This is a genomic window from Cellvibrio sp. ATLC23 (assembly GCF_057196725.1).
Genome location: NZ_JBXUOS010000012.1, coordinates 77778 through 96861, shown reverse-complemented (window position 1 = coordinate 96861; position 19084 = coordinate 77778). Strand labels below are relative to the sequence as shown.

Below are 19084 nucleotides of genomic sequence, written 5' to 3'. Positions count from 1 at the left end.
GCGCACAGTTCTGCGAGTCGGCTTCTACTGACAAGCAAGATGAAATCGGGCACTATCGACACCCCTTTCGGGGTTTAGAAGTGCCCGATTTTTTTTGCACGCAATTCGATCAATATCGATTAGATAAATAACTACGCAAGTGTTTTAACGACCTATGCCTGAATCCAGTTTCGAATCATCCAGTTTTGAGGATCGCCTCGCGAGCGAGCTATCCAACCACAGCGCCTTGCCGCACTCGGTGGAAGCCGAGCAATCGGTATTGGGCGGGTTAATGCTCGATAACAATCGCCTGGATGCGGTGCTGGAAGTCATCTCTGAGGCAGACTTTTTCCGCGAAGATCACAAGCTGATCTTCCGCATGATGATCGAGCTGCAAGAAGCCGGTCAGCCGCTCGATGTCATCACCCTTTCTGAGGAGCTGCACAAACACGATGAATTAGAGCGTATTGGCGGCTTGGGTTATCTGGTCGAGATGGCCAACAACACCCCAAGTGCCGCGAATATTGCCGCTTACGCCAAAATTGTGCGCGAGCGTTCAACCCTGCGCCAACTGATTGGTGCGGCGCAAGAAATTAGCAAGTCGAGTATGAATCCCGCCGGTCTGGATTCAGATGATCTGCTCCAGCTGGCCGAAAAGCGCGTTGCGGAAATCGCCGAAGATCGCCCCAAAGAGGGCGGTTTGGTCGGTGTAAACGACTTACTCAAACAAACCGTACAGCGCATTGACGAACTGTTTCGCTCGGGTAGCGATATCACCGGTGTGCCCTCGGGTATTACCGATCTGGATCAGCGCACCTCTGGCTGGCAGCCGGGGGAATTAATCATTCTCGCCGCGCGTCCATCGATGGGAAAAACCGCGCTGGCGCTCAACTTTGTGGAAGGCGCGCTATTTAATCAGCCCAAACCGGTGCTGGTATTCAGTATGGAAATGCCCTCGGCAGCGCTGGTGATGCGGATGATGTCGTCCATTGGCCGTATCGACCAGGGCAAGATGCGCAACGGTAAACTCACCGAAGAGGATTGGCCTAAACTGTCGTCCGCCGTCGCCAAAATGAAAGACAAACTGCTGTTTATCGACGATACCGGCGGTTTGAATCCGCAGGAAATGCGCGCCCGTATCCGCCGTATCGCCCGCGAACACGGCAATCCCGGCATGATTATGGTGGACTATTTGCAGCTGATGACCGTTGCCGGTGGTGGTGAAGGTCGTACCCAGGAAATTTCCGAAATCTCGCGCTCGCTCAAGGGTATCGCCAAAGAATTTGAATGCCCGATGATCGCGCTCTCACAGCTCAACCGCGGCGTGGAGCAGCGCCCCAACAAACGCCCAATGAACTCGGACTTGCGTGAATCCGGCGCCATCGAGCAGGACGCCGACGTAATCCTGTTCATCTACCGCGACGAGTACTACAACGAAGACAGCCCCGACAAAGGAATGGCCGAACTCATCATCGGCAAACAACGTAACGGCGAAATCGGCACCTGCCGCGCCGCGTTTGTCGGCAAATACACTCGATTTGATAATCTGGCGCCTGAGTATCTCAGTCAGGGTGGTTATGAATAATAGCCAAGCCCGCCTCCTGGATAAACTCTGCGCCAATATCGCCCCCGGCAAATTGGAATGGATTGGTTTGCGCGGTGAGCGGCGCGGTGAGGTGATGGTTGTGGAACAGGCCGAAGCCGTTATAGGTATGGGCTTGGTCGGCGATCACCGCATGAAAAAAACGCCCGGATCGGCTCGCCAAGTCACGCTGATCAGCCGTGAATATATCCAACAGATTTGCCAGCACACTGGTCTTCCGTCTATTGACCCACGCCTGCTGCGGCGCAATCTGGTCATCTCAGGTATGAATATGAATTTGCTGCGCTACCAGCGGCTGCAAATTGGTGAGGTGATTATCGAAACCAATGCCCTTTGCCACCCTTGTTCACGCATGGATGAAAATCTCGGCGCTGGCGGCACTGCCGCAATGTTTGGTTATGGCGGCTTGTGCGCCAAAGTTATTCAGGGTGGGGTGATGCGAGTCGGGGATGCGGTAATCCGGCTCGCGCTGCAGGAATCTTAGAGTTTGTAGTGGTAGCGGCAGGCGATCACGGTTAAATAGCTGTCATCAACGGCGTAAACCAAGCGATTGCTATCATCAATCCGTCGCGACCAAAAACCGGTTAGGTTTTCTTTTAGTGGCTCGGGTTTGCCAATACCTTCAAAAGGGTCGCGTTGTGCTTCTTTGATCAGTTGGTTGATTCGTTTTAGCGTTTTGCGATCCTGTCCCTGCCAGTAGAGATAGTCGCTCCAAGCTGCATCCGTCCATGCGAGCAGTCTAGTCATCCGCTAAATCCCTAACGGTTGTTTTCCCTGTGCGATATTGTTCAATCGATCTGGCCAGATGCGCGGCGTTTTCAGGTGAGCGCAGTAAGTACACGGTTTCCATCAAGCTGTTGTAGTAATCGAGTGACATGACAACGGCATCGCCTGCGTCACGGCGAGTGATAATGGTGCAATCGGCATCATTAGCGACTTTATCCAACACACTTTTCAGATTGTTTCTGGCTTCGCTAAAGGTGGTGACGTTCATGGTGCTTACCTGTTGTCTTGTTTGTTGTACAAGTTTATGGTGTTAACTGGAGTTGTGCAATAAGTTGTACGTGTTGATTGTATTGCTGGTTGTTTTTTGCCCGAAAAATATACTTCTCAATCCTGACCGTGTATTATCGCGCGCCCGAATCCAAGCCTATTTGACGGGTAGTTTGAGGCATAAATATGCAGGTTTTTCACCATATCCAATCCCTTCGTGAAGCCTTGGCTGCCGAGCGTAAAGTCGGTAAGCGAATTGGGTTTGTGCCGACTATGGGCAATCTGCATAGCGCGCATATCGAGCTGGTGAAGATCGCTCAACAAAATTGCGATGTAGTGGTCACCAGTATTTTCGTCAATCCTTTGCAGTTTGGCTTGAATGAAGATTGGGACAAGTACCCGCGCACCCTCGCTGCCGATTCGGCCAAGCTGGATGCGGTGGGTTGTAATTACTTGTTTTGCCCCGATGAAAAAGAAATCTACCCCAATGGTATGGCCGAGCAGACTCGTGTGATAGTGCCGACCATGACCGATGTGCTCTGCGGTGCGAGTCGCCCCGGTCACTTTGAGGGCGTGACAACTGTAGTCACCAAGTTGTTTAATATTGTGCAGCCGGATGAAGCGGTATTTGGGATCAAGGATTTTCAACAGCTGGCGGTGATTCGCCGGATGGTGGAAGACTTGTGTATTCCGGTTAAAATTACCGCTGGTGAGATCTTCCGCGAAACCGATGGTTTGGCGATGAGTTCGCGCAATGGCTTCATCACTGCCGATGAGCGCCCGAAAGTGGCGGTGCTGAACCGCAGTTTGAATGCAATCAAACAGGCGATAGCAGATGGTCGCCGCGATTTTTTAGTGCTGGTGAGCGAGGCAAAGGCGCAAATTGAAGCGGCTGGGTTTCGCGTGGACTACATCAGTATTTGCAATAGCCGCACACTGGAAATGGCGGCACACGATGATCGGGAGATCACTATACTCGGCGCCATGTATACGCAAGGCGCGCGGTTAATTGACAACGTTTCTGTAGTTCTAGGCTAGGGGTGCTGGGTTAGTTTTTCTAGCGACTACACAAGTGATTCCCCCGGAGGATTCCATGCTTTCACATATGCTTAAAGCAAAATTACACATGGCCAAGGTGACCCAGGCTGAACTCTGGTACGACGGCTCCTGTGCAATTGATGCGGATTTGGTTGCGCTGGCCGGTATGCGCGAGTTCGAACAAATCGACATTTATAACGTCAACAACGGCGAGCGTTTCCACACCTACATTATTCTGGCTGAGCCGGGTTCAGGTACTTTTTCAATGAATGGTGCCGCTGCGCGTAAAGTGGCAGTGGGCGATCGTGTGATCATCGCCACTTACGGTCACTTTACCGAAGCGGAGCTGATCAACCACAAGCCTAAACTCGTATATTTAAACGAGGACAACACAGTAAACCGTACAACCAACACAATTCCTATGCAGGTTGCTTAAACTTTCTGTAATCGCAAAAAGGGTCGCATTGCGACCCTTTTTTCTGGACATTAAAAATTTTCACACCAAATCTTTATCCGTAGCAAATGACAACGCAAAGGATTTTGGTCCCACATTGATTGCGCCAGTCATGCTCATCATCGATAGCATGGTTTTTACGTTGTATTGCTTACAGAATTCGCGGAATTCAACCAGTATCGGTTCGTCTTTGATCTCTTCTAATAAGCCGCCATAGCTCATTGCAATCACTTCGCTGGTTAAACCCTGTTGAATTTGTTTCTTAACGTGCACCAACAATTTTTCCAGCGCACCCAAAAAGCCTTTGCCCGTATCGATTTTATCGGTCGCTCCGCGATGCAATTGCACAATCGGGCGCAGGTTTAACGCGCTGGCCAATTTAAAATTAATCCAGGAAATATTGTTGTCGCCTTTGCGCAGGTGACGGCGTTCACGCATATACGACAAATCGTTGGGAATTAAATAGCCATAAACCTGATCGCGCATATTGTCGATTTCGCGAATCGATTTATTCAGCGGTAGTTGATCCACGTGAATACGTTTCACCAATTCATACACCAGCAATGCGTGGCCGGTAAACATGGACATGGAGTCGTACAGGCGAATGCGGAACGGCGCGCGTCCTTCGCTTCTTTCCAGTTCACGGAATTTGGGTTCGTTTACCAATGCCGCTTCAGAAACGCGTTTAAACACATCGCTCTTTTTGCTGTTGATTGTCACGACTTGTACTAAATCGTATTTCGGCAGCAGACGCTCTTTGAGAATGCTGGTCATATCGTTGACCGAGAGTGGGTCGGATTGCGCCAAACCATACACGTCGCGCGAATGGTTTTTGTAAAAATTCAGCATGGTCTGCGGGTCGCGATAATCCATCTCCTGCCCTTTGGAGTGATTGATATAAATGGGCAGCACTTCAATGTTGTGTTGTTGAATAAATTTTGCAGGCAAGTCGCAAGTTGAATCTACGGCAATACACGTCCTGGATGACATTTTCTTTCTCCACTGGATTACAGCATTGTTGTAAGAGTTGTTGGTGCCATCCGTGGTTGTGAGTTCCTGTCGCTCAGCTGTTGGTTCGGAGAGCAGCATTGAGCAGATGGTGCCAGTATCGTCTTTGGTTGAATAAAGCAGTAGTCGCATAAATCACCATGATTTGTGCGGTATAGCGGAAAGTGTTGTGCGGCGAAGATGACAAACGTGTAAGCCATAGCTCACAAGTGGCGGGCGAAAATCTGCAAAATGGTTATAAGAGGGGGGTTAGTCGTCTGCGGGGAGTAGGGGGAGGGTTAAGCTGAAACGCGCACCGCCTAATTCCGAGCGATAAATGCGGATGCTGCCGTCATAGCTTTGCACAATTTCAGCGGCGACAGCCAAGCCAATACCTTGGCCGGGAATGGATGTATCCAAGCGCTGGCCGCGCTCTAAAATGCGCTCGGTTTGATCCGCAGGGACGCCGGGGCCATCGTCTTCAATATCAATACGCAAATGGCTCTCATCGATAAAGGAGCGCATGCGCACCTGTTTGTCGCCGTATTTAAAGGCGTTTTCCAGCAGATTGCCCAACAATTCCATTACATCCTGTTCATCGCCCGCAACTATGGAGTTGGGGGCTAAATCCAGCTCCTGCTCCATTTTTTTGTGCGCATAGACTTTTTGCAGTGCGGTAAATAAACGCTGGGCGATGGGCTCTACCCGGGTGCGGCTGAAAGTGCCTTTTTGTTGGCTGGAAACCGCGCGCTGCAATTGATAGGTCACTACCTGATTCATACGCGCGACCTGTTCACTGGCAATTTGCTGCAAGTCGCCGTCGGATTCTGCACCTTCCACCAGTTTGCTTTGTAGCACCGCGAGCGGGGTTTTCAGGCTGTGGGCGAGGTCGGCCAAGCTGTTGCGATAGCGCTGGCGCAGTGCCTGTTCACGCGCCAAAACCTGATTAAGGTTATCGACGATCTTTTGTAATTCTTTTGGATGTTGGCCGGCGATGTTGCTGGTATCACCACTTTGCATAGCTTTGAGCGCCTGCGCTAAACGCCCCAGTGGACGAAGGCCCCAGCGCAGGATGAGAGTTTGGGCAATCAGTAAAAAGATCCCCGCTGCGCCCAGCCAGCGCCAGAGTTCGTTGCGATACGCCTTGAGTTCGGCGGTGTAATCATCGGTGCTGTGTGCTACTAAAAAGTGGAATGGTGTGGGGTTGCCGCGCGCGTCTTCCCATTTGACGGTGTAGCGCGCAAAAAAGTGCAGCTTATCGCCCAGCAGTTTGGTGCTGAACAGCATTTTGCCGGGGGTGTTGCTCTTGGCTATGCGATGGTAGTCCGGTGGGTCGCTTAGTGCAGCAGAATTGGAGCGCCATACCAGCTTGGCTTGCTGATCAAAAATATAGCTGTAAAGCCCCGAGTTGGGGTGTTCAAAGTCTGCATCGCTGAGAGTGACCGGCATACGCAAGCTGTGAATTTTGGTGTTTTTGGTGATGGGCTCGGCAACACTCATCAACAGGTTGATATGGCCGCGCAAGCGCGCGCGCTCGGCAACTTCCAAGCTCTGCTCAAAGGCGCGGTCAAGAAAGAAACCGGTCAAGCCCAAAAACAACGGCAGTAACAGTGCCGACGCCAAGAGCAGGCGGGCGGCAATCGAGTCGAGGCGACGACTGGATTTACTGCTTGTCAAGATTAAACCTGTAGCCGAGGCCACGCTGGGTGCTGATCAGATTGAGGCTGCTATCCGGGTCGAGCTTTTTACGCAAACGTCCGACAAATACTTCGATCACGTTACTATCGCGGTCGTAATCCTGTGCGTAGAGATGTTCGGTAAGCTCGCTCTTGGAGATGTTTTTGCCCGCGTGCATTGCCAGATAGGTGAGGGTGTTGTATTCAAAACTGGTCAGCTCTACTTCCGCGTCATCGCGGAACACCCGCTTGGCGCTGGTATCTATCGCGATCGGGCCGTAGCGCAATACGGACGATGCATGGCCGCTGGCGCGGCGCAGCAGAGCGTGAATGCGCGCGCGCAATTCTTCCGGATGAAAGGGTTTGGTCAGGTAGTCGTCGGCCCCTGCTTCCAGGCCGCTGACTTTATCTTGCCAATTGCCCCGCGCGGTCAAAATCAAAATCGGGAAGTTGCGCTCTTTGCTGCGCAGTTCGCGAATCAATTGGGTGCCATCTAGTAGGGGTAGACCCAAATCGATAATTGCCAGGTCATAGTCGTATTCGCTGCCAAGGAACAGGCCTTCGCGGCCATCGGCGGCGGCATCGCAGGCATACTTTTCGGTCGCCATCAGGCTGAGGATTTGTTCGCGCAGGGGTTTTTCGTCTTCAACGATCAAAATACGCATGGATCATTCCTGAAATAGCTGAGATTGGAGTAGGTGATTGTTTATGGTTTTGTCAGTTTTGGCTTGAGCACATCAGCGATTCAATAAGCGCCCGCTTTGGCCATCAACCCGGATAACGCGCATGCGGCCAGCATTGAGCACTTTTACCGCGTAGATCACCCCTGTATCACCTTGTTGGGTTTTGACGCTCATCACTTGCCCGCCAACTTTGTTGCGCACCAGATCGGCGGCATCGGCGGGTGAAATACTGGGCTCTACTGGCGGCGCTATGGTATCGCTATCGATCAAGCTGTTATCCGCAGCGCTGGAGGCTAGCCCCATATCGCCGCCGAGTAAATCCGGTTCGGCAAGACAGAGTTGGCAGCTTAGGCACAGAGCCGCCAGAAGCATGAGTGGCACTTGAGTGAAGCGCAAGCAGCAGATTCTTGAGTACAGCATGGCAAATCCCAACAAGAAGGCGTTTAGTTAGCGGTTTCACCTTCACTATCGCCCGTGTTGAGGCAAAGGTCAATTTGACCTTTGCTCATTCGTTTGCAGTGGGGGTGCATTAACTCAGTGGCGGCCGCGGCTATGCACAATGCGGTCGCCGGGGTGATGGCGGGTTTCGGTGTGATAGATGCGACCATCATAGCGATAGGCTACATCGTAACCGACCAGCTGGCGCTCGTATTCGGTGCGGTAGCGAGTGGTGCACACTTCGCGGTCTTCATAGCGGGTGACACGGCGGCTGCCGCCTGCGACATCATTGCCAATGGCGGCGCCGATTAAACCGCCAGCGGCGGTCGCGTGGCCGTTGCGCCCCACTTCATGGCCAATCGCGGCGCCAATCAAGCCACCGACAACTGTGCCCTTAAAGGAGTCACCACCGCGCTGGCGTTCGCTGTAAGCCAGGGTTTCTACGCGGCAGGAGTCCACTGGAACCTCTACAGCCACAGTGCGATAAATGGGCTTGCTGGAGACAACGCGCGCATATTCGGTGTACTCAACCACCTGATAAGTGTGATGGTGATGCTTGTGATGTTTGTGTTTGTGGCGATAATCGCGATCAGCCAGAGCGTTGTTAGCCAGCAGCAGGCTGCTGGCCAAAGTGCTGATGAGTAACAGGCTTTTCATGATGGTCTTCCCCTTTGGTAAATAGTGGCTCCCGTTTTCCGGGGGGTGAAACCAGACTATGCCTGTCAGCCTGAATGAAAACTGAAATCCGCTGAGACAAAATTGTGCTCTTCATCGCAACGCTCAAATTCCAGTCTTGAGTGGAATACGCTACCGATAACCCATGCAAAGCATGAATAACGCGGAAATAAAGCCAGTGATGGCATCAAAACTGAGCACAACTCAGGTTATAATCGCGGCCATTTTTTCCGAATTACCCGTAACAGGTTGTTTCATGTCTGAATTGAACGTCAAAGAATATATGGCCGAACTTGGCCGCAAAGCGCGCCTTGCCTCTCGCGTAATTGCCGCTGCACCTACCGCGTTAAAAAATAAAGCGCTGCTCGCGATTGCCGACGAGCTGGATAAATCTCGTATTACGCTGGTGTCTGAAAACCAAAAAGATTTGGCTGCCGGTAAGGCCAATGGGTTGGATGCTGCGATGCTCGACCGTTTGGCGGTTAAGCCAGCGACTATCGACGGCATGATTGAAGGTCTGCGTCAGGTCGCTTCACTGGCCGATCCCTGCGGTGAAATTACCGATATGAGTTATCGCCCCAGTGGTATTCAAGTGGGCAAAATGCGCGTGCCGCTCGGCGTGGTCGGCATTATTTATGAGTCGCGCCCCAATGTGACTATCGATGCCGCCAGTTTATGTTTGAAGTCCGGCAACGCCGCCATTTTGCGCGGTGGCAGTGAGGCGATTCACTCCAACCGCGCCATCGCCAATTGTTTGCAAGCAGGCTTAAAAGCCGCAGGTTTGCCTGCCGATGTAGTGCAAGTCGTGGCTACCACTGACCGCGCAGCAGTGGGTGAACTGATCACTATGCCGCAATTTGTGGATGTGATTGTGCCGCGCGGTGGCAAAGGTTTAATCGAGCGCATTAGCAATGATGCCAAGGTGCCGGTGATCAAACACCTCGATGGTATCTGCCACGTGTATCTCGATGATAAAGCGGATTTGGACAAAGCCTTTGCGGTTGCCATGAACGCCAAAACCCATCGCTACGGTGTGTGCAACGCGATGGAAACTCTGTTGGTGAATGAACAAGTCGCTGCGCAAATTCTGCCGCGCCTCGCTGCTGCCTACGCGGAAAAAGGTGTGGAGCTGCGCGGCGATGACAAGACCCGCGCTTTGATTGCGGCGAATGTTGCAACCGATGAAGATTGGGCGACGGAATATCTCGCGCCGATTTTGTCGATCAAAATTGTCGCTGGTTTGAATGAAGCCATAACTCACATCAACCAATACAGCTCACAACATACCGATGCGATTGTGACCGAAGATTACACCCGCGCGCGCCGCTTTATTACCGAAGTGGATTCCGCCTCGGTGATGGTCAATGCATCAACCCGTTTTGCCGATGGTTTTGAATACGGTTTGGGTGCCGAGATTGGTATCTCCACCGACAAAATCCACGCGCGCGGCCCGGTTGGCCTTGAAGGTCTGACCTCGCAAAAATGGGTGGTGTTTGGCGATGGGCATATTCGTGCTTAACCCCCTCCTAGCCTCCCCCTTTAAAAAGGGGAGGGATTACAACTCCTCCCCCTTGCAAAGGGGGAGGCAGGGAGGGGGTTAATTTCATGCGCAAACTCATAGGTATTTTCGGCGGCACCTTCGATCCGATTCATATCGGCCACTTGCGCATGGCGCTGGAGCTTAAACAGCAGTTGCAGTTAGATGAGATGCGTTTGCTGCCCTGTTATTTACCGCCCCATCGCCCTACACCGGGCGCAACGGCAAACGAGCGCGTGGCAATGCTTAAACTGGCGCTGCAGGATTGTGCGGAGCTGGTCATAGATGAGTGCGAATTGCAGCGCGATAAACCTTCTTACACTTACGACACACTGCGTGAGTTGCGCGCGGAAATCGGCGCTGAGGTTAGCCTGTGTTTGTGTATGGGCATGGACAGTTTTGCCACGCTCGACACTTGGCACAACTGGGGGCAACTGCTGCAGTTGGCACATATAGTTGTGGTGGCGCGGCCGGGTTGGTTTTTACCGGAGTCCGGTGCGGTGGTGGAGTTGTTAAATGTGCATCGCCGCCCGATCGATGCCATTGCCCAGCAAGCGGCTGGTGCAATTGTGTTGTTGGAGCAGCGGCTATTACCTATCTCTGCCACTGATATTCGTGCACAGATTCACGCGGGCAGTTCGCCGCAGTTTTTGATGCCTGAGGGTGTTTGGAATTACATCTGTGCGCACAAGCTCTATCAATAGCCTGCACATTTTCATCTTTGTTTTTTGAAATTTTTGTTTGTATTTTCTATTTGTTTTTTATCTATAGGTAACTGAATGTCTGATTTAAACCAAGCGATCATTAACGCCCTTGAAAACCTCAAAGGCAAAGACATAGTGACGCTCGATGTACATGAACTCACGGATGTAATGGATACCCTGATTATCGCCAGCGGTACCTCTAGCCGTCACTCGCGCTCACTCGCGGAAAATCTGGTGGAAGAAACCAAAAAAGCGGGCTTTCGCGCGCTAGGTGTTGAAGGTTTGGAAACCGGCGATTGGGTCTTGGTGGATTACGGTGATACCGTCGTGCATGTGATGCAACAGGAAGCGCGCGATTATTACGAGTTAGAAAAACTCTGGTCAATGAAACCGGCTAGCCGCGGTTAATTGATTCGCTGTGAGTAAATAGCTGTTATGCGCATTCGTATTATTGCCGTGGGCACCAAAATGCCCGACTGGGTGGAAGCGGGGTATGCGGAATACGCCAAGCGTATGCCGCGTGATGTCACAGTGGAAATGGTGGAATTGCCGCTCGCTCAGCGCAGCAAAAATAGCGATATCGCCAAAGCGATGGAAAAAGAAGGCGAGGCTATGCTGGCCATGATTGAAAAGGGCGGCAAAGACGAACAAGTCATCGCCCTTGAGGTCAAAGGCAAGCCCTGGAGTACCGAGCAGCTGGCCGAAAATCTGGCGGGTTGGAAAATGAGCGGCGCCAATTATTCGCTATTAATTGGCGGCCCAGATGGGCTTGCGCCCGTGTGCTCGGCGCTGGCAAAGATTAAATGGTCGCTATCGCCACTTACCCTGCCCCATCCACTGGTGCGTATTTTGGTGATCGAACAACTGTATCGAGCCTGTACGATTTTACAAAATCATCCGTACCACAAATAACTGTTTGGCCAATAACCAATAGCAGACGACAACCACATCAACCTTGATCTACACGAGTTTCTGGCCTGAGCATGCAAGATTCCCAACAGTTTAAAGATCACCAGCGCGAGGCAAAATTATTTCGCAGCCGCATACTGGTGATGGCCGGGTTTATGCTCCTGCTGGCCTCGACATTGCTCTATCGCTATTACGATTTACAAATTGTTAACTACGAAGAATACGCCACCCAATCTGATCGCAACCGGGTACATGTGCAGCCGGTGCCGCCGACTCGCGGGCTTATTTTTGACCGCAACGGTGAGCTGCTGGCCGATAACAAAGCGAGTTTTACACTGTCTGTTGTAAGCGGCGATGCCACGGAATTAAACAATACAATCGAGCTGCTCAAAACGCTGATTGAAATCAGCCCTTCGGACTTGGGCAAATTTTATAAAGCCCAAAAACAGCGCCGCCATAAGCTCGACCCAGTGCCATTGCGCTATCGTCTTACCGAAGATGAAATTGCCAAGCTTGCGGTCAATCAGCATTTGCTTGAAGGCGTGGAGGTGAACGCTGAGTTGGTACGCAATTACCCCCATGCCGATATGTTTGCCCATGTGATAGGTTACACCGGACGCATCAGTGAGCGGGATGTAAATTCCTTTACCCCCGAGCAATTGCAACGTTATGCCGGCACTCATGCCATTGGTAAAAGTGGCATAGAGGCGAGCTACGAAGGTGTGTTATTGGGTGAAGTGGGCAGTCAGAACGTGGAAACCAATGCGCGCGGTCGGGTGATGCGGATTTTGGATCGAATTGATTCCCGTCAGGGCAGCGATTTACGCCTGCATCTGGATGCGCGTCTGCAAGAGACTGCCGTTGCCGCCATGCGCGGTCGTCGTGGTGCGGTGGTGGCAATTGATGTCAAGACCGGTGGCGTGTTGGCGGCGGTCAGCTACCCAGGGTTTGACCCGAATCTTTTTGTGACTGGCATTAGCTATCGCGATTACAAAAGTCTCAATGAAGATATAGATACACCGCTGTTTAATCGTTTTTTACAGGCGCAATATCCCCCCGGCTCCACCGTTAAACCGGTTCTGGGCCTGGCGGGGCTGGATTCTGGCTTTACTGATGTACACCGCGCCATTGCAGATCGCGGGGTGTTCACCCTTCCCGGCAGTTCACGTTTATGGCGCGATTGGAGTCTTGCCAGAACCGGTGGCGGCCATGGCCGGGTCGACCTGAAAGTCGCTATTTCCCAATCCTGCGATACCTATTTCTGGGATCTGGGCAATCGTATGGGGATCGATAAGATCAGCCAATATGGTCATTTCTTTGGCATGGGCATACTCACCGGCATTGATATCCCCCATGAGCGCAAAGGTATTTGGCCATCGCGCGAATGGAAGCGCGCCGCGAGACGCGAGGCCTGGTACCCGGGCGATACGGTCAATATTTCCATTGGTCAGGGCAATATGCTGGCAACACCTATGCAACTGGCAGTGATGACCAGCACCATTGCCAACCGTGGCACCCGCTACCGGCCACAATTTATCCAGAAAATTGGCGATAAAATTCACGAGCCGATTGTTGAGGAAGTGTTTGATACCAAGCCGGAATACTGGGATGCGGTTATCGGCGGTATGGAAGAGGTAATGCACGGTGCGCGCGGAACGGCACGCAAAGCATCAGATCGTTCCGAATACCGCATGGCGGGTAAATCGGGTACCGCACAGGTTGTGGCCATTGCGCAAAATGCCAAATACAACTCCGCGGCGCTGAAAGAGCGCCATCGCGATCACGCTTTGTTTGTCGCTTTTGCACCCATTGAGGCGCCACAAATTGCAGTTGCAATCATGCTGGAAAATGCTGAAGGTGGATCGAGCCAGGCAGCACCCGTGGCGCGGGCAATAATGGATGCGCATATTCTGGGTTACTACCTCGCTGCCGATGAATTTGTCCCGCCGGTGGGTTTCCATCACGCCGCGATTATCAAACGTGCCAACAACTATATCGCCGAACGCAAAGCCGTGCGCTTAGCCAAAGAGGCAGGAGAAGCTGCAAAAGCAGCAGCGTCTTCATCGGCAGCCACTACCACTAGGTCAGGAGCCGGTAATGAGTAAACAGGATTTCCTGCGGCGGATGCCGGAAGCGGCGAGTGCGTTCAGCCGTCGCGCACGCCTTGCCGAGCGATTGCATATCGACTTTTTCTTGCTGCTGTTATTGATGCTGCTCACGGTGATTGGCCTGACGGTGCTTTACAGTGCCAGCGGCCATCATTTGCCGAGTGTAGAGAAACAAGCTGGCTTTTTTATGATTGCCTATATCACTATGTTTGTCGTGGCACAGATTCCAGTGGAGTTTATGCGGCGCATGGCGCCCTTTGCTTATGTTGGCGGAGTGTTACTGCTCGTGGCAGTAACAGTGTTTGGTGAAATTTCCATGGGCGCGCAGCGCTGGCTGCAAATTGGCAGTTTCCGCTTCCAGCCATCGGAAGTGATGAAGCTGGCGATGCCGATTACCGTCGCCGCTTATCTCAGTCGCGGTTTTTTGCCGCCGCGTTTTACTCAAGTTATTGTGGTGCTCGGGCTGATTGGTTTGCCTACCGCCCTGATTATCGAGCAGCCCGATTTGGGCACCTCTATTTTGGTGGCCACATCAGGTCTTATGGTGCTATTTTTTTCGGGGTTGCTCTGGCGGTACATCGCTGCTGCCGTAGCTATCTTTGCCGCCAGTCTCTGGCCGATTTGGCATTTTATGCTGCACGATTATCAGCGCCAGCGTGTATTGACCATGCTTGACCCCACGCAAGATCCATTGGGAACTGGCTGGAACATTATCCAGTCCAAAACTGCAATCGGCTCGGGCGGCCTGTCAGGTAAGGGTTGGATGGAAGGTACCCAATCGCGCTTGGATTTTCTCCCGGAAGGCCATACAGATTTTATTATTGCGGTGATGTCAGAAGAATTCGGTTTGCTTGGCGTCATCTTGTTGCTGACGATCTACGCCATGCTGATTATTCGCGGGTTAATGATTGCGGTAAATTCGCAGAATAGTTTTGGGCGTTTACTTGCGGCGGCCGTGAGCTCCACTTTTTTTGTTTACGTCTTCGTCAATATGGGGATGGTATCCGGCATGCTGCCAGTGGTCGGTGTACCCTTGCCATTAATTAGTCAGGGCGGTACGGCCATTGTCGCGCTGTTTGCGGGTTTTGGTTTATTAATGGCCATCTCCACCGAGAAAAAGCGGGTAATGACACCCCAAGCTTAACGTTTAACAATGAGGTTTTATGCTGTCTTTTTGTCACAGTTTTTCCAAGCGCTGCTTGGGTGTTATTGCAGGTTTGAGTTTCAGTTTTGTTGCGGCAGCCGATTACAGTCAGCATCCGTTGGCAGGTGCCTTTGTCGATGAAATGGTGCAACAGCACGGATTTAGCGCCGAATACGTCAATCAGATCCTAAGCAAAGCGCAAAAACGCCAACCGATTCTGGATGCAATCGCGCGCCCGGCAGAAAAATCCAAAACTTGGAAAGAGTATCGCCCCATTTTTATCGTGCCCATGCGCATTACCAATGGTGTTGCGTTTTGGAATGAACATCGCGCTGTACTGGCGCGTGCAGAAAAAGAGTACGGTGTACCGGCAGAAATTATTGTGGCGATTATCGGTGTAGAAACCAACTACGGCAAAAATACCGGCAGCTGGTATGTGATCGATGCACTGAGCACATTGGCGTTTGATTACCCGCCGCGCGCGCCGTTTTTTCGCTCGGAATTGGTGAATTATTTTATTCTCACCCGCGAACAAAAACATAATCCGTTGGAGTTTAAGGGCTCTTACGCAGGCGCAATGGGCTACGGGCAATTTATGCCTTCTAGCTATCGCAATTACGCGGTAGATTTCAGTGGCGATGGTTTTACCGACATCTGGAACAACCCAACCGATGCGATTGGCAGTGTGGCCAATTATTTTAAACGACACGGCTGGCAAACCGGTAAGCCGGTTGTAGTGCCGGCAAAGTTAACCAAGTCGCGTGCGACACTTCTGGCTAACGAGTCATTCAATACAGTAGTGCAACCCACTATGAATGTGAGTGATTGGAAAAAAAACGGTGTTGCTCCCACTAAAAATATTGCTAACCGCACGCCGGTGATTCCAATTGAGTTTGACGGTGTCAATGGTTTGGAATATTGGCTCGGCTTGCAAAATTTTTATACCATCACCCGTTACAATCGCAGTCCTATGTACGCCATGGCGGTGTACGATTTGAGCTTGGAAATCAAACAGGCAATGCAAAAAAACACTAAAAAAATAGCCGGAGCTGTGCACTAATGCTATTCATCGCCCGAGCCACTGTGCCCAGAGTGCAAAAAATAAATATCCTGTTGGTATTTATCTGTTGTATTTTTTTAGCGGCTTGTTCGGGCACTAAACAAAAGCCAGCGACATCAACTAAACCCAATGCACCCTACAATCCAAATGATGGTCGCTATTCACATGATAAAGATTTTGGTCCCAGCGAAGATATAGATTTATCCCACGTGCCCGATGCAGTACCACGCTATGAAACGCGCACCCGTGCTGGCAATAAAAATCCCTACACGGTGCTGGGCAAAACCTATTACTTGATTGAGGATGAAAGCGCCTATCGCGAGCGCGGCTACGCTTCCTGGTACGGTAATAAATTTAACGGACACAATACCTCTAACGGTGAACGTTACGATATGTATGCCATGACTGGCGCGCATAAAACCTTGCCCATTCCATCCTATGTGCGGGTGACAAATTTGGATAACGGTAAAAGTGTCGTAGTACGCATCAATGATCGCGGTCCATTCCATCAAGGGCGCATTGTTGATTTGAGTTACGCCGCTGCACAGCGCATTGGCATTCACAAAACCGGAACGGGTCGGGTTGAAGTTGAAATTGCATTGCCTGGTGATGCTGCACCTATTCCGCGCCGCGCCGATAACAAAACACCTGTGCATGTTGAGTCTGCATTGCCTGAGGGTACTTATTTGCAAGTCGGCGCGTTTAGCCAAAAAACATCAGCACAACAATTTGCGGCAAGTGTGGGCAGTAATTTGACTTATCCGGTCACTATTCATTCGGTTGCACAACCTAAACAAGTGCATCGTGTCCGTGTCGGCCCGTTTAAAGATGCAAAAAGTTTACAGAATGCGCGGGATCAATTGACACGCATTAAAATTTTTCAAGCGCACGTGGTGTATCAGTAGCCTAATACTAGTAGCGGCTCAGGTTCAAGTTTGATTCACGCCGCTACTTTATTGTTACAATTCGCCTATTCAAACTTCCTTTTTCATTTCGTTTTACAGAGTGTTAATCGCCATGATTAAAAAATTATTTGCCTGCATGTTGCTGGCCAGTTCCGGTTTAACCTTTGCCCAGCAATCGGGAGCTCCCATTCCCTCCGCTGTGTTGCCCACTCCTACGCCTGGCCAAGTTGTCGAACAAAAACCCATAGTTATTCCTGCAGCGCCACAGTTAGCCGCAACTGGTTTTATTTTAGTTGATGCCACTACCGGCAATATTGTTGCTGAAAATAATTCCGAAGAGCGTCTGCCACCTGCCAGTCTGACTAAAATGATGACCAGTTATTTGGTGGTCGATGAAATTGAGAAAGGGCGCATTACTGAAGACGCCATGGTAAATATCAGCGTAAAGGCCTGGAAGATGGGCGGTTCGCGCATGTATATCAGAGAGGGTACACAAGTTTCCGTTATTGATTTGTTGCGCGGTGTGATCATTCAATCAGGTAACGATGCGTCCGTTGCCCTCGCAGAATATGTTTCGGGTAATGAGGATGCATTTGTCGATGCAATGAATCAAAAAGCTGCGCAGTTAGGTATGACCAATACACACTTTGAAAACTCTACTGGCTGGCCTGCAGAAGGGCATTTAACTACGGCAAAAGATTTAGCGGTGCTTGCGCGTGCGATTATCAATGATCACCCCTCGCATTATCCGCTGTACGCGGAAAAATATTTTTTCTATAACAATATCCGTCAGCCTAATCGCAATTTATTGTTGAACCGCGACGAGACTGTCGATGGCTTAAAAACCGGTCACACAGAAGAAGCTGGCTATTGTTTGGTGGCGTCATCCAAACGTGAAAATACCCGTTTTATTGCGGTGGTAATGGGCACTGCCAGTGAAAGCGCTCGCGCGGCAGAAACACAAAAACTATTGGCCTACGGTTTCCGCTATTTCCAAACCACTCCGCTGTATCAAGCCGGGCAACAAGTGAGTACAGCGCGGGTATGGGCGGGTACCACGCAAGAGGTTACGCTGGGTATTCCCAATAATATTGTGCTTACCTTACCTAAAGGTCGCGAGCAGTCACTACAAGCCAATATGCATATCAATGAAGTAATTAAAGCGCCGATTGCTGTAGGTCAGGAGTTAGGTAATCTTACAGTGGAGTTGGATGGCCAGTTATTAGTGAACACACCTATTGTCGCGTTACAGGCAGTAGAAGAAGCCGGATTTTTTGCCCGTTTACTCGATAACTTGAAACTATTTTTTCGCAATTTATTTAGTTGATCGTTAGAATCAAACCACTGGCTATTGCCCTGTTGCAGTGCTCAGAGTAATAGCCGGAACATTTACTATAACAATTTAAGGAGTAATGTGTGTCTACTAATCCCTACCAAACCCCAGAAGGTCAATTGACGACCGATGATCAAGCTGTTGGCGAGATCAAATTTTTCTCTCCCGCTTCCCGTATTAACCGCCTGCGCTATTGGGCGCATTCCATGCTGTTCACCTTCGCGATGCTGGGTGTATTTCTCGTGATTGGTTTGGTTGCTTCATTAGTGTCGAGTGTTGTGGGGATTGTACTCGCCGCTATCGCTTATATCGCAATGATCGTTTTTAGTTTTATTCTGATGATTCAGCGTTTGCATGATTTGAATAAAACCGGTTGGCTGTCACTGTTATGCCTGATTCCGTTTGCCAACATTTATTTGTTGGTGATTTTAATATTCTTTAAGGGAACTGAAGGGCGCAACAATTATGGTTTGCAAACCCCGCCGAATAAAACCTGGCATTGGGTGCTAGCGCTGTCTATGCCCGTATTGGTTGCAATTATCGGTATTCTCGCTGCCATTGCATTGCCGGCCTACCAAGATTATGTGACTCGCGCTCAAGGTTTTGACTCCTCTTACAACTCGCAGGATACAGATGCTTATCCTACAGAATATACAGAAGATGGTGCAGTTGAAGATACTATGTATAGTGATGAGGCCCTGGAAGATGGCATTTCTTATGAAACGCCAGAAGAAATTATCGAAGATGACGCTGCGCTAGAAGCGGATGTGATCGAGGATGCTGATTCAGAAACGCTGCAATAAGTTCTCTCTGAATCACATCCATAAGGCAGCTTCGGCTGCCTTATTTTTTTGCCCT

The 19084-nt window shown here is 50.8% G+C and carries 21 protein-coding genes; 14 read left to right on the top strand and 7 right to left on the bottom strand.

Annotated features, from left to right (window positions below; all coding sequences use genetic code 11):
- Positions 1-154: 154 nt before the first annotated feature.
- Positions 155-1564: a replicative DNA helicase gene (dnaB, locus tag AC2CG4_RS17215; RefSeq protein ID WP_484487446.1), complete on the top strand. Its 1410-nt coding sequence runs from the start codon at positions 155-157 to the stop codon at positions 1562-1564.
- A complete protein-coding gene (locus AC2CG4_RS17210; protein WP_484487445.1) occupies positions 1557-2066 on the top strand; it encodes an MOSC domain-containing protein in 510 nt (169 codons plus the stop codon). Before dnaB ends, AC2CG4_RS17210 begins: the two co-directional genes overlap by 8 nt.
- Here the strand turns inward: AC2CG4_RS17210 and AC2CG4_RS17205 are convergent.
- Positions 2063-2329, bottom strand: a complete 267-nt coding sequence (locus AC2CG4_RS17205) for a Txe/YoeB family addiction module toxin (protein WP_062062486.1) — start codon at positions 2327-2329, stop codon at positions 2063-2065. The genes AC2CG4_RS17210 and AC2CG4_RS17205 overlap by 4 nt on opposite strands.
- Entirely contained in the window at positions 2322-2576 is a 255-nt protein-coding gene (locus tag AC2CG4_RS17200) for a type II toxin-antitoxin system Phd/YefM family antitoxin (protein ID WP_484487444.1), read from the bottom strand. The genes AC2CG4_RS17205 and AC2CG4_RS17200 overlap by 8 nt, the downstream gene beginning before the upstream one ends.
- Positions 2577-2761: 185 nt before the next feature.
- On the opposite strand from AC2CG4_RS17200, the gene panC reads away from it, so the two are divergent.
- Positions 2762-3613, top strand: coding sequence for a pantoate--beta-alanine ligase (gene panC, locus AC2CG4_RS17195; RefSeq protein WP_484487443.1), 852 nt, complete (start codon positions 2762-2764; stop codon positions 3611-3613).
- Between the two features lie 55 nt (positions 3614-3668).
- Positions 3669-4049, top strand: a complete 381-nt coding sequence (gene panD / locus AC2CG4_RS17190; RefSeq protein WP_484487442.1) for an aspartate 1-decarboxylase — start codon at positions 3669-3671, stop codon at positions 4047-4049.
- A 60-nt stretch (positions 4050-4109) separates the two neighbouring features.
- On the opposite strand, the gene AC2CG4_RS17185 is transcribed toward panD, so the two are convergent.
- The 5 genes from AC2CG4_RS17185 to AC2CG4_RS17165 all read right to left on the bottom strand — a co-directional run bounded on the left by AC2CG4_RS17185 (position 4110) and on the right by AC2CG4_RS17165 (position 8508).
- On the bottom strand, positions 4110-5207 hold the full coding sequence (locus AC2CG4_RS17185; RefSeq protein ID WP_484487441.1) for a DegV family protein: 1098 nt from the start codon (positions 5205-5207) through the stop codon (positions 4110-4112).
- A 117-nt stretch (positions 5208-5324) separates the two neighbouring features.
- Complete coding sequence (locus tag AC2CG4_RS17180; RefSeq protein WP_484487440.1) at positions 5325-6731, bottom strand: ATP-binding protein; 1407 nt, start codon at positions 6729-6731, stop codon at positions 5325-5327.
- On the bottom strand, positions 6718-7395 hold the full coding sequence (locus tag AC2CG4_RS17175) for a response regulator transcription factor (RefSeq protein ID WP_484487439.1): 678 nt from the start codon (positions 7393-7395) through the stop codon (positions 6718-6720). The genes AC2CG4_RS17180 and AC2CG4_RS17175 overlap by 14 nt, the downstream gene beginning before the upstream one ends.
- Positions 7396-7467: 72 nt before the next feature.
- A complete protein-coding gene (locus AC2CG4_RS17170; RefSeq protein ID WP_484487438.1) occupies positions 7468-7833 on the bottom strand; it encodes a PepSY domain-containing protein in 366 nt (121 codons plus the stop codon).
- A 114-nt stretch (positions 7834-7947) separates the two neighbouring features.
- Positions 7948-8508 carry a glycine zipper 2TM domain-containing protein gene (locus tag AC2CG4_RS17165; RefSeq protein ID WP_484487437.1) on the bottom strand — a complete coding sequence of 187 codons (561 nt, stop codon included), beginning with the start codon at positions 8506-8508 and terminating at the stop codon, positions 7948-7950.
- Between the two features lie 283 nt (positions 8509-8791).
- On the opposite strand from AC2CG4_RS17165, the gene AC2CG4_RS17160 reads away from it, so the two are divergent.
- The 10 genes from AC2CG4_RS17160 (at position 8792) to AC2CG4_RS17115 (ending at position 19029) form a co-directional block, all read left to right on the top strand.
- A complete protein-coding gene (locus tag AC2CG4_RS17160) occupies positions 8792-10045 on the top strand; it encodes a glutamate-5-semialdehyde dehydrogenase (protein WP_484487500.1) in 1254 nt (417 codons plus the stop codon).
- An 86-nt stretch (positions 10046-10131) separates the two neighbouring features.
- Positions 10132-10767, top strand: a complete 636-nt coding sequence (gene nadD / locus AC2CG4_RS17155; RefSeq protein ID WP_484487436.1) for a nicotinate-nucleotide adenylyltransferase — start codon at positions 10132-10134, stop codon at positions 10765-10767.
- 75 nt (positions 10768-10842) lie between these two features.
- Positions 10843-11175: a ribosome silencing factor gene (rsfS, locus tag AC2CG4_RS17150; RefSeq protein WP_484487435.1), complete on the top strand. Its 333-nt coding sequence runs from the start codon at positions 10843-10845 to the stop codon at positions 11173-11175.
- A 27-nt stretch (positions 11176-11202) separates the two neighbouring features.
- Complete coding sequence (gene rlmH / locus AC2CG4_RS17145) at positions 11203-11679, top strand: 23S rRNA (pseudouridine(1915)-N(3))-methyltransferase RlmH (RefSeq protein WP_484487434.1); 477 nt, start codon at positions 11203-11205, stop codon at positions 11677-11679.
- Positions 11680-11750: 71 nt separating this feature from the next.
- A complete protein-coding gene (gene mrdA / locus AC2CG4_RS17140; protein ID WP_484487433.1) occupies positions 11751-13781 on the top strand; it encodes a penicillin-binding protein 2 in 2031 nt (676 codons plus the stop codon).
- Positions 13774-14928, top strand: a complete 1155-nt coding sequence (gene rodA, locus AC2CG4_RS17135; protein WP_484487432.1) for a rod shape-determining protein RodA — start codon at positions 13774-13776, stop codon at positions 14926-14928. The genes mrdA and rodA overlap by 8 nt, the downstream gene beginning before the upstream one ends.
- Positions 14929-14947: 19 nt before the next feature.
- A complete protein-coding gene (mltB, locus tag AC2CG4_RS17130; RefSeq protein WP_484487431.1) occupies positions 14948-15988 on the top strand; it encodes a lytic murein transglycosylase B in 1041 nt (346 codons plus the stop codon).
- Entirely contained in the window at positions 15988-16893 is a 906-nt protein-coding gene (locus AC2CG4_RS17125) for a septal ring lytic transglycosylase RlpA family protein (protein WP_484487430.1), read from the top strand. Before mltB ends, AC2CG4_RS17125 begins: the two co-directional genes overlap by 1 nt.
- A 112-nt stretch (positions 16894-17005) precedes the next feature.
- A complete protein-coding gene (locus AC2CG4_RS17120) occupies positions 17006-18220 on the top strand; it encodes a D-alanyl-D-alanine carboxypeptidase family protein (protein WP_484487429.1) in 1215 nt (404 codons plus the stop codon).
- An 89-nt stretch (positions 18221-18309) separates the two neighbouring features.
- A complete protein-coding gene (locus tag AC2CG4_RS17115; protein ID WP_484487428.1) occupies positions 18310-19029 on the top strand; it encodes a DUF805 domain-containing protein in 720 nt (239 codons plus the stop codon).
- Positions 19030-19084: the final 55 nt, after the last annotated feature.

Bases quoted from the DNA above. Each gene is read 5' to 3' on its own strand.
- mltB (WP_484487431.1), top strand. From the start codon at position 14,948: ATGCTGTCTTTTTGTCACAGTTTTTCCAAGCGCTGCTTGGGTGTTATT.
- rodA (WP_484487432.1), top strand. From the start codon at position 13,774: ATGAGTAAACAGGATTTCCTGCGGCGGATGCCGGAAGCGGCGAGTGCG.
- AC2CG4_RS17185 (WP_484487441.1), bottom strand. From the start codon at position 5,207: ATGCGACTACTGCTTTATTCAACCAAAGACGATACTGGCACCATCTGC.
- dnaB (WP_484487446.1), top strand. From the start codon at position 155: ATGCCTGAATCCAGTTTCGAATCATCCAGTTTTGAGGATCGCCTCGCG.
- AC2CG4_RS17120 (WP_484487429.1), top strand. From the start codon at position 17,006: ATGATTAAAAAATTATTTGCCTGCATGTTGCTGGCCAGTTCCGGTTTA.
- AC2CG4_RS17125 (WP_484487430.1), top strand. From the start codon at position 15,988: ATGCTATTCATCGCCCGAGCCACTGTGCCCAGAGTGCAAAAAATAAAT.
- AC2CG4_RS17170 (WP_484487438.1), bottom strand. From the start codon at position 7,833: ATGCTGTACTCAAGAATCTGCTGCTTGCGCTTCACTCAAGTGCCACTC.
- panD (WP_484487442.1), top strand. From the start codon at position 3,669: ATGCTTTCACATATGCTTAAAGCAAAATTACACATGGCCAAGGTGACC.
- rlmH (WP_484487434.1), top strand. From the start codon at position 11,203: ATGCGCATTCGTATTATTGCCGTGGGCACCAAAATGCCCGACTGGGTG.
- AC2CG4_RS17205 (WP_062062486.1), bottom strand. From the start codon at position 2,329: ATGACTAGACTGCTCGCATGGACGGATGCAGCTTGGAGCGACTATCTC.
- AC2CG4_RS17165 (WP_484487437.1), bottom strand. From the start codon at position 8,508: ATGAAAAGCCTGTTACTCATCAGCACTTTGGCCAGCAGCCTGCTGCTG.
- mrdA (WP_484487433.1), top strand. From the start codon at position 11,751: ATGCAAGATTCCCAACAGTTTAAAGATCACCAGCGCGAGGCAAAATTA.
- rsfS (WP_484487435.1), top strand. From the start codon at position 10,843: ATGTCTGATTTAAACCAAGCGATCATTAACGCCCTTGAAAACCTCAAA.
- AC2CG4_RS17175 (WP_484487439.1), bottom strand. From the start codon at position 7,395: ATGCGTATTTTGATCGTTGAAGACGAAAAACCCCTGCGCGAACAAATC.
- nadD (WP_484487436.1), top strand. From the start codon at position 10,132: ATGCGCAAACTCATAGGTATTTTCGGCGGCACCTTCGATCCGATTCAT.
- AC2CG4_RS17210 (WP_484487445.1), top strand. From the start codon at position 1,557: ATGAATAATAGCCAAGCCCGCCTCCTGGATAAACTCTGCGCCAATATC.
- panC (WP_484487443.1), top strand. From the start codon at position 2,762: ATGCAGGTTTTTCACCATATCCAATCCCTTCGTGAAGCCTTGGCTGCC.
- AC2CG4_RS17200 (WP_484487444.1), bottom strand. From the start codon at position 2,576: ATGAACGTCACCACCTTTAGCGAAGCCAGAAACAATCTGAAAAGTGTG.